The sequence below is a fragment of the Sphingomonas sp. P2_B6 genome (assembly GCF_056404755.1).
Map to the genome: position 1 here is coordinate 445,385 of NZ_JBFUDK010000004.1, position 12,450 is coordinate 457,834.

General features: G+C 65.4%; 12 protein-coding genes. All 12 read left to right on the top strand.

Annotation, left to right across the window (positions count from 1 at the left end; translation table 11 throughout):
• Window positions 1–10: 10 nt before the first annotated feature.
• A complete protein-coding gene (locus AC1DX5_RS08790) occupies window positions 11–595 on the top strand; it encodes a TetR/AcrR family transcriptional regulator (protein ID WP_465169470.1) in 585 nt (194 codons plus the stop codon).
• A 47-nt stretch (window positions 596–642) separates the two neighbouring features.
• Complete coding sequence (gene obgE / locus AC1DX5_RS08795) at window positions 643–1,689, top strand: GTPase ObgE (RefSeq protein ID WP_465169471.1); 1,047 nt, start codon at window positions 643–645, stop codon at window positions 1,687–1,689.
• A 69-nt stretch (window positions 1,690–1,758) separates the two neighbouring features.
• Window positions 1,759–2,628, top strand: a complete 870-nt coding sequence (locus AC1DX5_RS08800) for a hypothetical protein (protein WP_478014883.1) — start codon at window positions 1,759–1,761, stop codon at window positions 2,626–2,628.
• A gap of 45 nt (window positions 2,629–2,673) precedes the next feature.
• Complete coding sequence (gene proB / locus AC1DX5_RS08805) at window positions 2,674–3,804, top strand: glutamate 5-kinase (RefSeq protein ID WP_465177086.1); 1,131 nt, start codon at window positions 2,674–2,676, stop codon at window positions 3,802–3,804.
• Window positions 3,805–3,925: 121 nt separating this feature from the next.
• A complete protein-coding gene (locus tag AC1DX5_RS08810; RefSeq protein WP_478014885.1) occupies window positions 3,926–4,828 on the top strand; it encodes an NAD-dependent epimerase/dehydratase family protein in 903 nt (300 codons plus the stop codon).
• A gap of 217 nt (window positions 4,829–5,045) precedes the next feature.
• Window positions 5,046–5,951 carry a hypothetical protein gene (locus tag AC1DX5_RS08815; protein ID WP_478014887.1) on the top strand — a complete coding sequence of 302 codons (906 nt, stop codon included), beginning with the start codon at window positions 5,046–5,048 and terminating at the stop codon, window positions 5,949–5,951.
• Window positions 5,952–6,141: 190 nt separating this feature from the next.
• The gene (locus AC1DX5_RS08820; protein WP_478014889.1) at window positions 6,142–6,384 is read left to right on the top strand and encodes an acyl carrier protein; all 243 of its coding nucleotides are present in this window, start codon (window positions 6,142–6,144) and stop codon (window positions 6,382–6,384) included.
• A gap of 4 nt (window positions 6,385–6,388) precedes the next feature.
• Window positions 6,389–7,651 (top strand): serine palmitoyltransferase, encoded by a 1,263-nt coding sequence (gene spt, locus AC1DX5_RS08825; RefSeq protein WP_478014890.1) that lies wholly within the window; start codon window positions 6,389–6,391, stop codon window positions 7,649–7,651.
• Between the two features lie 54 nt (window positions 7,652–7,705).
• Complete coding sequence (locus AC1DX5_RS08830) at window positions 7,706–9,646, top strand: ATP-binding protein (RefSeq protein WP_478014892.1); 1,941 nt, start codon at window positions 7,706–7,708, stop codon at window positions 9,644–9,646.
• A gap of 93 nt (window positions 9,647–9,739) precedes the next feature.
• Window positions 9,740–10,951 carry an LPS export ABC transporter permease LptF gene (gene lptF, locus AC1DX5_RS08835; protein WP_465169479.1) on the top strand — a complete coding sequence of 404 codons (1,212 nt, stop codon included), beginning with the start codon at window positions 9,740–9,742 and terminating at the stop codon, window positions 10,949–10,951.
• Window positions 10,948–12,045, top strand: coding sequence for an LPS export ABC transporter permease LptG (lptG, locus tag AC1DX5_RS08840; RefSeq protein WP_465169480.1), 1,098 nt, complete (start codon window positions 10,948–10,950; stop codon window positions 12,043–12,045). Before lptF ends, lptG begins: the two co-directional genes overlap by 4 nt.
• 217 nt (window positions 12,046–12,262) lie before the next feature.
• Window positions 12,263–12,450 (top strand): transposase (locus AC1DX5_RS08845; protein WP_478014039.1); only part of this gene is annotated, 188 nt, incomplete at its 3' end.

Here is a 12,450-nt window from a genome sequence, read left to right on the forward strand (position 1 = left end):
ACTTACACTAGTGTCAATAATTCGCAAACGCCTTAGCCCGGAAGAATCACGCGATGCCGCGATCGAGGCGGCACGCGCGCTGCTGGTCGAGGAAGGGCCGCAGGCCGTGACGCTCAAGGCGGTCGCGGCGCGGATCGGGCGGACCCATGCCAATCTGCTCCATCATTTCGGCTCGGCCGGGGATCTGCAACGCGCGCTGATCAAGCATCTCGCCGACAAGATCACCGCACAGATCGGCGCCGCGGCAAAGCGCGCGCGCGAGACCGACCAGAATCCGCGCGAAGTGGTCGACATGACCTTCGACGCCTTCGCCCGTGGCGCGGGCGCGATGGCGAGCTGGATGATCCTGACCGGCAACCAGAATGCGCTCGATCCGATCCTCGAGGCGATCCACAACCTCGTCGAGGAATTGTCCGAGGACCATGAGGCCAGCCGCATGACGATCCATGAGGAAACGCTCCAGCTGGTGCTGACCGCGCTGGGCGACGCGCTACTCGGCGGTCCGATGGCGAAGGCGCTCGGCCTGCCCCGGGAAAAGGCGCGCGAGCTCGCCACCAATGCGCTGATGGCGTCGCACAAGAGCGAAAACGCCTGATCCACGCCCGTACTGGATAAAATTACGATTTCCGCTAGAGAGCGGCCATGCATTTTCTTGACCAAGCAAAGATCTTCGTCCGCTCGGGCGCGGGCGGCCCCGGCGCCGTCGCCTTCCGGCGTGAGAAGTTCATCGAATATGGCGGCCCGAACGGCGGCAATGGCGGCAAGGGCGGCGACATCATCTTCGAGGCGGTCGCCGGTCTCAATACGCTGATCGACTTCCGCTACACCCAGCATTTCCGGGCGCCGCGCGGCCATGGCGGCTCCGGCCAGAACATGACCGGGGCGGGCGGCGAGGATCTGGTGATCAAGGTCCCCGTCGGCACCCAGATCCTGTCCGAGGACAAGGAGGAAGTGCTCGCCGACTTCACCGTGGCGGGCCAGCGCGAAGTGTTCCTGCGCGGCGGCGATGGCGGGCGCGGCAATGCCAGCTACAAGACCTCGACCAATCGCACCCCGCGCCAGCACGGCACGGGCTGGCCCTCGGAAGAGGCCTGGGTCTGGCTGCGGCTGAAGCTGCTTGCCGATGCCGGGCTGGTCGGCCTGCCCAATGCCGGCAAATCGACCTTCATCAATGCCGTCACCAATGCCAAGGCCAAGGTCGGCGATTATCCCTTCACCACCGTCCGGCCGCAGCTCGGCGTAGTCAGCCGCCACAATCGCGAGTTCGTCGTGGCCGACATCCCCGGCCTGATCGAAGGCGCGGCGGACGGCGCCGGCATCGGTGACCGCTTCCTCGGCCATATCGAGCGCTGCAAGGTGCTGCTCCATCTCGTCGACGCGACCGAGGAGGATCCGGTCGGCAATTATCGCATCGTGCGCGGCGAGCTCGACGCCTATGGCGCCGGCCTGATCGACAAGCCCCAGGTGATCGGCCTCAACAAGGTCGATGCGATCGAGCCCGCCGATGCCAAGAAGCTGATCACCAAGCTCAAGCGCGCCAGCAAGGCGGACGTCCTGCCCATGTCGGGCGCGGGCGGCGAAGGGCTGGAAGCAGTGCTCGACCGGCTACTCGAAGCGATCGGCCCGGCCGAAACGGCGCCGGTGCGCGACGACGGGGCGGAAGATACGATCGAATGGTCACCGCTGTGAAGCATATCCGCGCGATCACGCCGTAGCGATTCGGGGCCGTCGCCCTGGAAACCGAACGGAGATGTGGACATGGCGCTTTTCGATCTGATCCGGAAACTGTTCGGCCGCGCGCCCGCTCCATCGCAGCCGGCACTCGTCGCTACCGAAGCGCCTGCTACACCTGAAGCGATTGCCGACCCCATAGCCGTCGACTCCGAAATCGCGGTGGAACCCGAGCCGGTCGAGCCCGACACGTTTCAGCGCTCGGCGGCACGGCGGGACGCGTTCTGGGCAACGGTCGGCGCCGTCGAGAGCGACGTCCTCACGCATCTCGTCAGCCCGGGCCTGATGGGCGGCCCCGCCTGGCCGACCACGCGCCAGGCCTATCGGGTGATCCGCCGGGCGAACGGATCGATCCTGATCGCGACCGACGGCCTCTCCGATCCATTCGACGACGCGGGTGACCGGGGCGGCGACACCAACGGCTTCAACCTGGAACTGTTCGTGGAAAGCGCCGATCTGCCCGCCGACCTCGCCGGCACGCCAGGCGACATATCCCCGCTCGCGCGGAGCTGGATGCTCGAGCTGCTTCAGAATGTCGCCGGCACGGTGGCCGGCGCCGGCGGGATCGAGCGGCAGCTCGAAAGCTATGGTGTGTTGTCGATGGAGGTGCCCGGTGTCTCCTCGTCCCACGCGATCGGAAACCAGCTGCCCGAGGATTTCGTCACCGCGGACGATGCGATCGGCATTCTCATCGGCGGCCCCGCTCCCGATTTCGCCACGCTGATCGAGGACATGCCCTTGTCGCCCGTGCGCATCGTGCCGGTCGTGCTGCTCACTGCCGTCGAGCTCGGCGAAATCCGCGCCGGCGACGAAGAGACGCGCGACGCGATCGTGGCGCGGCTCGCCGCTACGCCGACCGGGCATCGCAGCGATATCGGGCGCCCGTCGATCGTGTGACGTGCCGGTGGATTGCGGGCGCAACCGTCGCTAAGCGCTTGAGCGATGACCAGCGCCCCGCTCTCCTTCTCCCCGGCCAGATGCCCCCGCCTGATCGTCAAGGTCGGCTCGGCATTGCTGGTCGCGCCTGACGGCACGGTGCGACGCGAGTGGCTGTCCAGCCTCGTCGCCGACATCGCCGCGCGCGCAAAGGCCGGCCAGGAGATCGCCGTGGTCTCCTCCGGCGCGATCGCGCTCGGCGCGCGCCGGTTGAAGCTGCCCAAGGGCGGGCGCGCCAGCCTGGAGGACGCGCAGGCTGCCGCCGCGACCGGCCAGATCGCGCTGAGCCAGGTCTGGGCGGAACTGCTCGGCGCCGAGGGGCTGACCGCGGCGCAGATCCTCATCACGCTCGACGATCTCGAGGATCGCCGCCGCTATCTCAACGCCGCCGCCACGCTCAGCCGGCTGCTCGCGCTGGGCGTGGTGCCGGTGATCAACGAGAATGACAGCGTCGCGACCGAGGAAATCCGCTTCGGCGACAATGACCGGCTCGCTGCCCGGGTCGGCCAGGCGGCGGGCGCGCAGGGCGTGATCCTGCTGTCCGACGTCGATGGCCTGTACGATTCCAACCCGACCACCAATCCAGACGCGATCATGATCAACCGGGTCGAGCGGATCGACGCCAGGATCGAGGCGATGGCCGATCGCGGTTCCGGCTCGGGCATGGGGTCGGGCGGCATGGTGTCGAAAATCGCCGCCGCCCGCATCGCCACCGCCGCGGGCGCGCATCTCGCCATCGTCTCCGGCCACCAGACCAGCCCGCTCGCGACCTTCGCGCAGACCGGCCGCGGCACCGTGTTCGTCGCCGAAAAGACCGCGCCCGCGCGGAAGGCCTGGCTGGCGGGCGGCCTGACCGCCAAGGGCGAAATCCATATCGATGCCGGCGCGATGAAGGCACTGCTCGGCGGCAAGAGCCTGCTCGCCGCCGGCGCGGTGCGGATCGAGGGCACATTCCGGCGCGGCGACCTCGTCGCGATCTGCGGGCCGGACGGAAAGCCCATCGCGCGCGGGCTCGCCGAATATGACGCGCCCGATGCGGGCAAGATCATCGGCCGCCGCAGCGACGCGCTCGCCGCGATCCTCGGCTATGCGCCGCGCGCCGCGCTGGTCCACCGCAACCATATGGCGCTGCTGTGAATAAGCTCGCCCCTCACCCCGTTCGGGCTGAGCTTGTCGAAGCCCTGTCCTTTCTGTTTGCCCGGCCGAAGAAGAGCAGCCCTTCGACAAGCTCAGGGCAAACGGTTGGGGAGATTACCTCATGCTGTTAGCCATCACCGGGGGCACCGGATTCGTCGGCAAGAAACTGATCGAATTGGCGGTAGAGACCGGGCACGAAGTCCGCGCCCTCACCCGCCGCCCGCAGCCCGACATGCCGCGCGTCACCTGGGTCTCCGGCGCGCTCGACACGGGCATGGCGCTGACCAGCCTGGTGCGCGGCGCCGACGCGGTGATCCATGTCGCGGGCGTGGTGAATGCGCCTGACCGCGACGGCTTTGCCGCCGGCAATATCGCGGGCACCCAGGCAGTGGTCGATGCCGCGACCGGCGCCGGCGCCCGCCGCTTCATCCACGTGTCTTCCCTCGCCGCCCGCGAGCCCTCTCTGTCCGCCTATGGCTGGTCGAAAGCCGGCGCCGAGCATGTCGTCGAGGCCTCCTCGCTCGACTGGACCATCGTCCGCCCCACCGCGATCTACGGCCCGGGCGACATGGAAATGCGCGACATGTTCCGCCTGGCGAAGCGCGGCCTCGCGCTGCTGCCGCCGCCGGGCAGGATTTCGGTGATCGAAGTCGGCGATTTCGCGCGGCTGCTGCTCGCCTTGGTCGCGACCGATCCGGGGCGCGTGATCCTGGAGGCCGATGACGGCGTCGAGGGCGGCTGGACTCACGATGCGTTCGCCCGCGCGATCGGCGCGGCGGTCGGTCAGCGCGTGCTGCCCCTTGCGCTGCCCAAGGCGCTGCTGTCGCTCGCGGCAAAGGGCGACGGGCTGTTCCGCGGCCCGAAGGCGAAGCTCACCGCCGATCGGGTCGGCTATCTCTCGCACCCCGACTGGACGATCGATCCCGCGCGCCGCCCCGCCCCTTCGCTCTGGCAGCCCGAGGTACCGACGCCGCGCGGCCTTGCCGCCACTGCCGCCTGGTACCGCGCGAACGGCCTGCTCTAGCGCGCGAGCCCATAGTCGGGCACGTCCAGGCTAATGGGAGCTGGCGCGGGATCATCGGCCATGGATCAATTTACGCAAATAGGGCTTACCGGTGATGATTGAACCGCGGAGGCAAGCTTGTCCTTTCCGAGCGATGATGTGCGTGGCGCTCTGGTGCGGGATACCATTTGGCGGCCTCGCATCCGCTCAAGACCACGCCTCGGCCAGGATTGAAATAGTGCCAACCCGCGATAACGACACGAAGCCCGACAGGACCATCCAGCGGGACAACCCCTGCTCGTTTCACTGTGAAATAAAGATTCCTGGCCAAGAACTTATCAAGACCAAGGAAGCCATGCTGTCTTCAGCCAGCGGGGAGGTTTTCATGGTAATCGAGCTTGGCGAATCCAAACCGGATCCCGATCTCCTGATGGCGTCCCATTCAACGGAATCGATGAGGGTCGGCGATTTGTTTATCGACGCGCGGCGACAAAGCCGAACTGACTTCAGGCTTGAGGAGGCGGGAGATTCGCGGCCAACCTACATGCGCGAAGCGGCGCTTCTCAAAGTCGGCGATACCTGGTTTGTCGGAGATCGCGCTGGCTTTCGGTCAAACCCTGCGGGCCGAATGGACATCTCGGTCGATGTCGATTTCGTCGACCTCTATGAGAAAACGCGCAATTTCGAGATATGGTTGAAAGGACAGCGAAAAATGCTCGTCAATGCTGTTCCTGACCGCACCTCACCAGCCGAGTTCAGTGAAAAATGCCTGAAGGCCCCCGCCTTTCTTCGCACCGAAAGGAAGGGCTCCAGTAAGCGAGTATATCACAAGCTCGATGCATCGACGGTTCCGCGACTACTTGATTTTGTCGGGAATTATGACGGAGCGCCGACACCGTTCAATCCGTTTCAGACGGAGGATAGCTCCCCTGGAAGTGCCGAATTCAGGATCACGGTCGGTCGCGATGGCTTGGTCAAGCAATGCAATCTCATAAAGCAAACCGGCAAAGTGCCTCAACGACCTGAGGCATGTCGGTCGCTGAGGGAAGATGCCCGCTTCCTGCCTGCCGTTGGTGCTGATGGCGCGCCAAGGGAAGCCGAGATGCAGGTTGGTTTCGACTGGGGATCTTCCACAATCGGGTAAAGTCCTGGCGGTCCAGCTCCCCGTTGCCGTCTGCCCCCTAGATAAACAGGATGAAGAGTGCCGGGCTAACCTCATACCGAACCCCAATGTGACCGCCCGGTGGCATCGCCGTTCGGGGCTGCTATAGGATCGTCAGAAAGCCGCCGCATTTTCTTGGCAGGGCTCGGCTCCACTCTTCGAAGGACATGTCTTGACTGACCGCGCACACGTTTTCGACACCGTCACCGGGCTGATCGAACCCTTCAACAAAAAGGGTGTCGCGCTCTCCGACGCGACCACCTTCCAGGGCGATCTGGAGTGGGACAGCCTGACGGTGATGGATTTCGTCGCGGCGATCGAGGACGAATTCGAGATCATCATCACGATGAACATGCAGGCCGAGATCGAGACGGTCGGTCAGCTCGTCGATGCGGTGATGAAGCTGAAAGCCTGACCCGATGACCGATTCCGCCCAAACTGCCGACGCGCCACCGATCGACCCGCCCGTCATCGCGCCCGAGCGCGACCTGTTCACCAAATACGACCCGCTGATCGCCGAGCGCCAGGCGCTGCTCGACACCGGCGTGCGCGATCCCTTCGCGATCGTGATGGACGAAGTGAAGTCGCCGACCGTCGCGATCATCAAGGGCAAGGAGACGATCCTGCTCGGCACCTATAATTATATGGGCATGACGTTCGATCCCGACGTCATCCAGGCCGGCAAGGACGCGCTCGACCAATATGGCTCGGGCACCAATGGCAGCCGCGTGTTCAACGGCACCTTCCGCGACCATGCCGATGTCGAGGCGGCGCTGCGCGAATTCTACGGCACCACCGGCGCGATCGTCTTCTCGACCGGCTATCAGGCCAATCTCGGCATGATCTCCGCGCTGGCCGGCAAGGGCGAGTACATCATCCTCGACGCCGACAGCCACGCCTCGATCTATGACGGCTGCGCCATGGGCAATGCCGAGATCGTGCGTTTCCGCCACAATTCCGTCGAGGATCTTGACAAGCGCCTCGGCCGCCTGCCGCCGGAGCCGGGCAAGCTGGTGGTGCTAGAAGGCGTTTATTCGATGATGGGCGACATCGCCCCGCTCAAGGAAATGGTCGCCGTCTCGAAAAAGCACGGCGCCATGGTGCTGGTCGACGAAGCGCATTCGATGGGCTTTTTCGGCCCCAATGGGCGCGGCGTCTATGAGGACCAGGGCCTTGAGGACCAGGTCGATTTCGTCGTCGGCACCTTCTCCAAGTCGGTCGGCACAGTCGGCGGCTTCTGCGTCTCGAACCATCCGAAGTTCGAGATCATGCGCTTCGTCAGCCGCCCCTATATCTTCACCGCCTCGCTCCCCCCCTCGGTCGTCGCGACCGCCGCGACCTCGATCCGCAAGCTGATGCACGCCCATAACAAGCGCGCGCACCTGTGGGAGAACAGCAAGCGGCTGCACGGGGGCCTGACCGAAATGGGCTTCAGGCTCGGCACCGCCACGCCGGAATCGGCGATCGTCGCGGTGATCCTGGAGGATCAGACCCAGGCAGTCGCGATGTGGCAGGCGCTGCTCGAAGGCGGGCTCTATGTGAACATGGCGCGTCCCCCCGCGACGCCCGCCGGCACCTATCTGCTGCGCTGCTCGGTCTGCGCCGAACACAGCGCCGAACAGATCGAAACGATCATCGGGATGTTCAGGTCCGCGGGACAGGCCACCGGCGCGATAAGCTGAGCCGAAAATGCGGCGGCTTTTCAGGAGTCGCGCTTGCGGGTAGAATCGCGGCCAATGAGCGGGAACGAAGGCGACGCCGTGGCTCCCGAGGAGCCTGGAGGCGCCTGGCGGGTCATCATGCTTGTCGTGATGGGGCTGCTGGGTGCGTTGGTGCTTGTCGCCCTGATGCTGACGCTCAACAGTGCCAATGGCCAGCGCGACCGGGCGCTGCGCCTGCAGACTCACAGCTTCGAAGTGATGATTCTGGCGCGCACGCTGTCGGGCACCATTTCAGGGGCGGAAGCGTCGCTCGGCCGCTACGTCATCAGCGGCGACAAGTCGCTCGGCCGCCGCTTTTACGACGAATGGCGCGTCGCGGGCGGGCAGATCGCCAAGCTGGATCGGGTGACCGGCGACAACCCCGATCAGCAGAAGCTGACTGATGGTCTGCAGCAGGCGTATAAGGTGCGTGGGCGGGAATTGGCGCTGATCGCGCTCAGCACCAATTATCACAAGAACGACCAGGCGCTGGCGCGCTATTACCAGGCACGCGAGGCGGCCTCGCTGGGCCAGATCAACAGCCTGCTCGATCAGATCATCGACCGCGAGCGCACCGTGCTGGACGCGCGCACGGGCGAGGCGTTGCGTTCAGTCGCCCAATCGACCCGCGTCGCCCGGGTGCTGGGCGGGTTCGGCATCCTCATCGTGCTCGGCGCGATCGTGCTGGGCTGGATGACGGTGCGTGCGCTGGGCGAACGCGCCATCGCCAATGCCGAAGCCGAGACGGAACGCGAGCGCGCAGAGGATCTGGAGGAGGCGGTCGCCAAGGCGACGGCCCAATTGCTCGAAAAGGAAGCGCGGCTCCGCCAGGTCCAGAAGATGGAGGCGGTCGGCCAGCTTACCGGCGGCATCGCTCATGATTTCAACAATATGCTGGCAGTCGTTCTCGGCGGACTCGAACTGGCGCGCCGCAATGTCGCCGATGATGTCCAGGTCAGGCGCCATATCGACAATGCCATGGAAGGCGCCAACCGCGCCGCCGCGCTGACCCGGCGCCTGCTTGCCTTCTCGCGCGAGGAAGCGCTGAAAGTCGAACCGATCGAGCCTGGTCCGCTCGTCGCGGGCATGTCCGACCTGCTCGACCGGACGCTGGGCGACGCCATTACCGTGACTACCCATGACGCCGGCGATGGCTGGCAGATTCGGGCTGATCGCTACCAGCTCGAAAATGTCCTTTTGAACCTGGCAGTCAATGCGCGCGACGCCATGGAGGGCCGGGGCCGGCTGACCATCACCACCGCCCGCACTGTGCTCGCCGCCGAGCAGGTCGGCACCTGCCCGGCCGGCGACTATGTGACGATCGCGGTGACCGATTCCGGCTGCGGCATGTCGCCCGAGGTGCTGGAGCGGGTTTTCGAGCCCTTCTTCACCACCAAGCCCGTCGGCAAGGGCACCGGCCTCGGCCTCAGCCAGATCTTCGCCTTTGTCCGCCAGGCCGATGGAGAGATCGGCATCGCGTCCGAACCCGGCCAGGGCACGACCGTCACGCTCTATCTGCCGCGCCATATCGGCGCCGCCATCGTCGAGGCGCAGCGCGAGGAGCTGGTCGATGTCGCGGCGGCGGCATCGCTGGACATATTGGTCGTCGAGGACGACCCGCGCGTGCTCGGCGCGACCATGGCCGCGCTGGCCGAACTGGGCCACCGTCCGCTCGCCTGCGACGATCCCCTGCTCGCGCGGGCCCTGCTCGACCGGATGGGCAGCATCGACCTGATCGTCACTGATGTGCTGATGCCGACGCAGACCGGCCCCGAACTGATCGCGTCGCTGGCCGACGATTATGCCCATGTCGCGGTCCTCTACGTCACCGGCTTTGCCGGCGAGGCGAGCGAAGCGGCGTTTGGCGGCCAGCATGTGCTGCGCAAGCCGTTCACCATCTCCGGGCTCGAGCGCGCGATCGCCGCGGCGGTGGCCGCGCCGCGCGGCATCGAATCCACCAGTATCGCCGCAGAGTGATTTGGTAGCTGACGCCGCGCCCCTCCCCCGATATAGCCGCCCGACCGGGCGTGTTTACCCTGCCCTCTCGCAAAGGCCGTCGCCGCTAGCTCCATGAAGTCCATTGACCGCTACATGGCCCGGCTGATCGCGGTGCCGCTGTTTTCGACCCTCATCATCTCCGCGATGCTGCTGGTACTCGATCGCATGCTGAAGCTCTTCGATTTCGTCGCTACCGAGGGCGGACCGGTCGCCGTCGTGTGGAAGATGCTGGCCAATCTCCTGCCGGAATATCTGGGGCTCGGCATTCCGATCGGCCTGATGCTCGGCATCCTGCTCGCCTTTCGCAAGCTTGCCACCACCTCCGAACTCGACGTGCTCCGCGCCGTGGGCATGAGCTATACGCGCCTCTTGCGGGTGCCTTTCATGTACACGATCGGGCTTGCCATCGTGAATTTGGCGATCGTCGGCTTCGTGCAGCCGGATGCGCGCTACGCCTATGAGAAGCTGCGCTTCGAGCTGCGCACCGGCGCCCTGGGGGCGTCGATCAAGGTCGGCGAATTCACGCATTTCGGCGACAAGATGACGATCCGCATCGAGCAGAGCCGCGAACAGGGTCGCAAGCTGTCGGGCATCTTCGTGCACATGGTCGACAAGAAGGGCGGCGACTATGCGGTGACGGCGGATCACGGACAGTTCTTCGCGACGGACAATCCCGACGAGATCGTCTTCCGCCTGACCAACGGTACGCTGGTGCGCAACGAACCGGGTGTCGCGACACCGCGCGTGCTCACCTTCAGCCTTCACGACCTGCCGATCGCACTGCCAAAATACGAGAATTTCCGGAATCGGGAGGGCAGGAACGAGCTGACCCTGCCCGAACTGGCGCGGATCGGCGGCAATCGTGCCGCGCCCGAGGAATTGCGCGATACCAGCCGTGCCGCCTTCCATTTCCGCGTGGTGGAAGTGGCGACGATGTTCCTGCTGCCGCTTCTGGCGCTGTCGCTTGGCGTGCCGCCCAAGAGATCGACGTCCGCGCTGGGCGTCTTCCTGTCGATCGTGATGCTCGTCACCTATCACAAGGTGAACGAATATGCCCGGGACGTTGGCGGGATGGGCAAGGTCGACCCGCTGATTGCCCTGTGGGGACCCTTCATCATCTTCGCGGCGCTGATTTTCTGGATGTACTATACCATCGCCTATGTGCCCGGCGGTCAGCCGATCGGCGCGCTCGAACGCGTCTTCTCCAAGGCCGGCAAGCTGGTCGGTCGCTGGCTGCCCGGCGCCAGACCCAAGACTCAAGAGGAAGAGGCGGCTACGACATGATCGCGTTGCAGCTTTTTCCCTCGCGCACCGTGTCGCTGTACATGGGCCGCATGTTCCTGGTGCGCACCTTCGCGATCCTCGCCGCCCTGGTGCTCGTGCTTCAGTCGCTTGATCTGCTCAGTGAGTCGGGACGAATCCTCGCCTATGCCGGCAATGGCGATGCGGAGATCTGGCGCTATGTCAGCCTGCGCACGCCGGAGATCATCGCGCGCTTCCTGCCCTTCTCGGTGCTGCTCGGCACGATCATCACCCTCACGACGCTGAACCAGAACAGCGAGATCGTCGCGCTCAAGGCATCGGGCCTGTCGGCGCATCAGGTGCTGGCGCCGCTGATCGTCGCCAGCCTGGGCGTGGCCCTCATTTCCTTCACCTTCAACGACCGAATCGTCGCCCGAGCGACGGGCACGCTCGATCAGTGGCAGAAGGCGGAATATGCACCCGTGCCGATTGACCGCGGCGACCGCTCGAACGTCTGGGTGCGTGACGGCGACGATCTTATCGAGGTCGGTCAGATCCGGGGGCGGGGCAACGCGGCTACGCTTGCCAACATCACTTTATATGATCGCCAGGGCGGCAACCTGATCGGCATCATCAGCGCCCCGACCGGCAAGCGCGCTGGCGACGCCTGGCAGATCGACTCCGCGAGCCGTTTCGACGTGAAGAGCGGCAAGAAGACGGCGCTTGGCACGATCACCGTCGCAAAAGGGGTGCGCCCCGATCAGTTCACCTTGTCGACGGTCGATCCCGACGGACTGTCGTTCAGCGCACTGAGTTCGGCGATATCGGACCTGTCCGATGCCGGTCGTCCGACCAAGGCGCTCGAGGGTTCGTTGTGGCACAAGCTTTCCGGGCCATTGTCTTCAGTGCTGATGCCGCTGCTCGGCGCGGTGGCGGCGTTCGGCCTCGCGCGGTCGGGCAAGCTGTTCCTTCGTGCCGTCATCGGCATGATGCTCGGCTTCACCTATTTCGTGGCCGACAATTTCGCCCTCGCGATGGGCAATCTGGGCGCCTACCCGCCCTTTCTCGCCGCCTGGGCGCCGTTCCTCCTGTTCTTCCTGATCGGCGAAGCAGTGCTGGTGCGCACCGAGGAGTAACCGCACGGGTCGATCGAGGTCGATATCGCGCCTCGATTCAATGTGCCGGTTTCTTGTGGCAGATCCTCGTCGGGCGTGGCGCTTCTCGTCGCACCACCCGGCTCTTTCTCAGTTTCGGCATCGACACAGTCACCCTGTTATCGCGCGCCCGCGCCCTGGAATGACCCCCTAGACTGAGACATGAAATAAGAGAGAGCTCTCTGGATGGAGGGCAAGAATGTCGAAGGACCATCGACGACGGCACGACCGGGGGTTCAAGCTGTGGGTTTTGGGTCGGATTGAGTCGGGCGAGCGGGTGTCAGCCTTGTCGCTCGAGTTGGGGATCAGGGATAATCTGCTGTACCGGTGGCGCAATGCGGTGCGGGCGGGCGGGGAGCAGGCGCTGCGCGATCCGGGTCGTCCGGG

Excerpts from the sequence above, each read along its gene's own strand:
- obgE (WP_465169471.1), top strand. The coding sequence starts at position 643 with ATGCATTTTCTTGACCAAGCAAAGATCTTCGTCCGCTCGGGCGCGGGC.
- AC1DX5_RS08800 (WP_478014883.1), top strand. The coding sequence starts at position 1,759 with ATGGCGCTTTTCGATCTGATCCGGAAACTGTTCGGCCGCGCGCCCGCT.
- proB (WP_465177086.1), top strand. The coding sequence starts at position 2,674 with ATGACCAGCGCCCCGCTCTCCTTCTCCCCGGCCAGATGCCCCCGCCTG.
- AC1DX5_RS08810 (WP_478014885.1), top strand. The coding sequence starts at position 3,926 with ATGCTGTTAGCCATCACCGGGGGCACCGGATTCGTCGGCAAGAAACTG.
- spt (WP_478014890.1), top strand. The coding sequence starts at position 6,389 with ATGACCGATTCCGCCCAAACTGCCGACGCGCCACCGATCGACCCGCCC.
- AC1DX5_RS08830 (WP_478014892.1), top strand. The coding sequence starts at position 7,706 with ATGAGCGGGAACGAAGGCGACGCCGTGGCTCCCGAGGAGCCTGGAGGC.
- lptF (WP_465169479.1), top strand. The coding sequence starts at position 9,740 with ATGAAGTCCATTGACCGCTACATGGCCCGGCTGATCGCGGTGCCGCTG.
- lptG (WP_465169480.1), top strand. The coding sequence starts at position 10,948 with ATGATCGCGTTGCAGCTTTTTCCCTCGCGCACCGTGTCGCTGTACATG.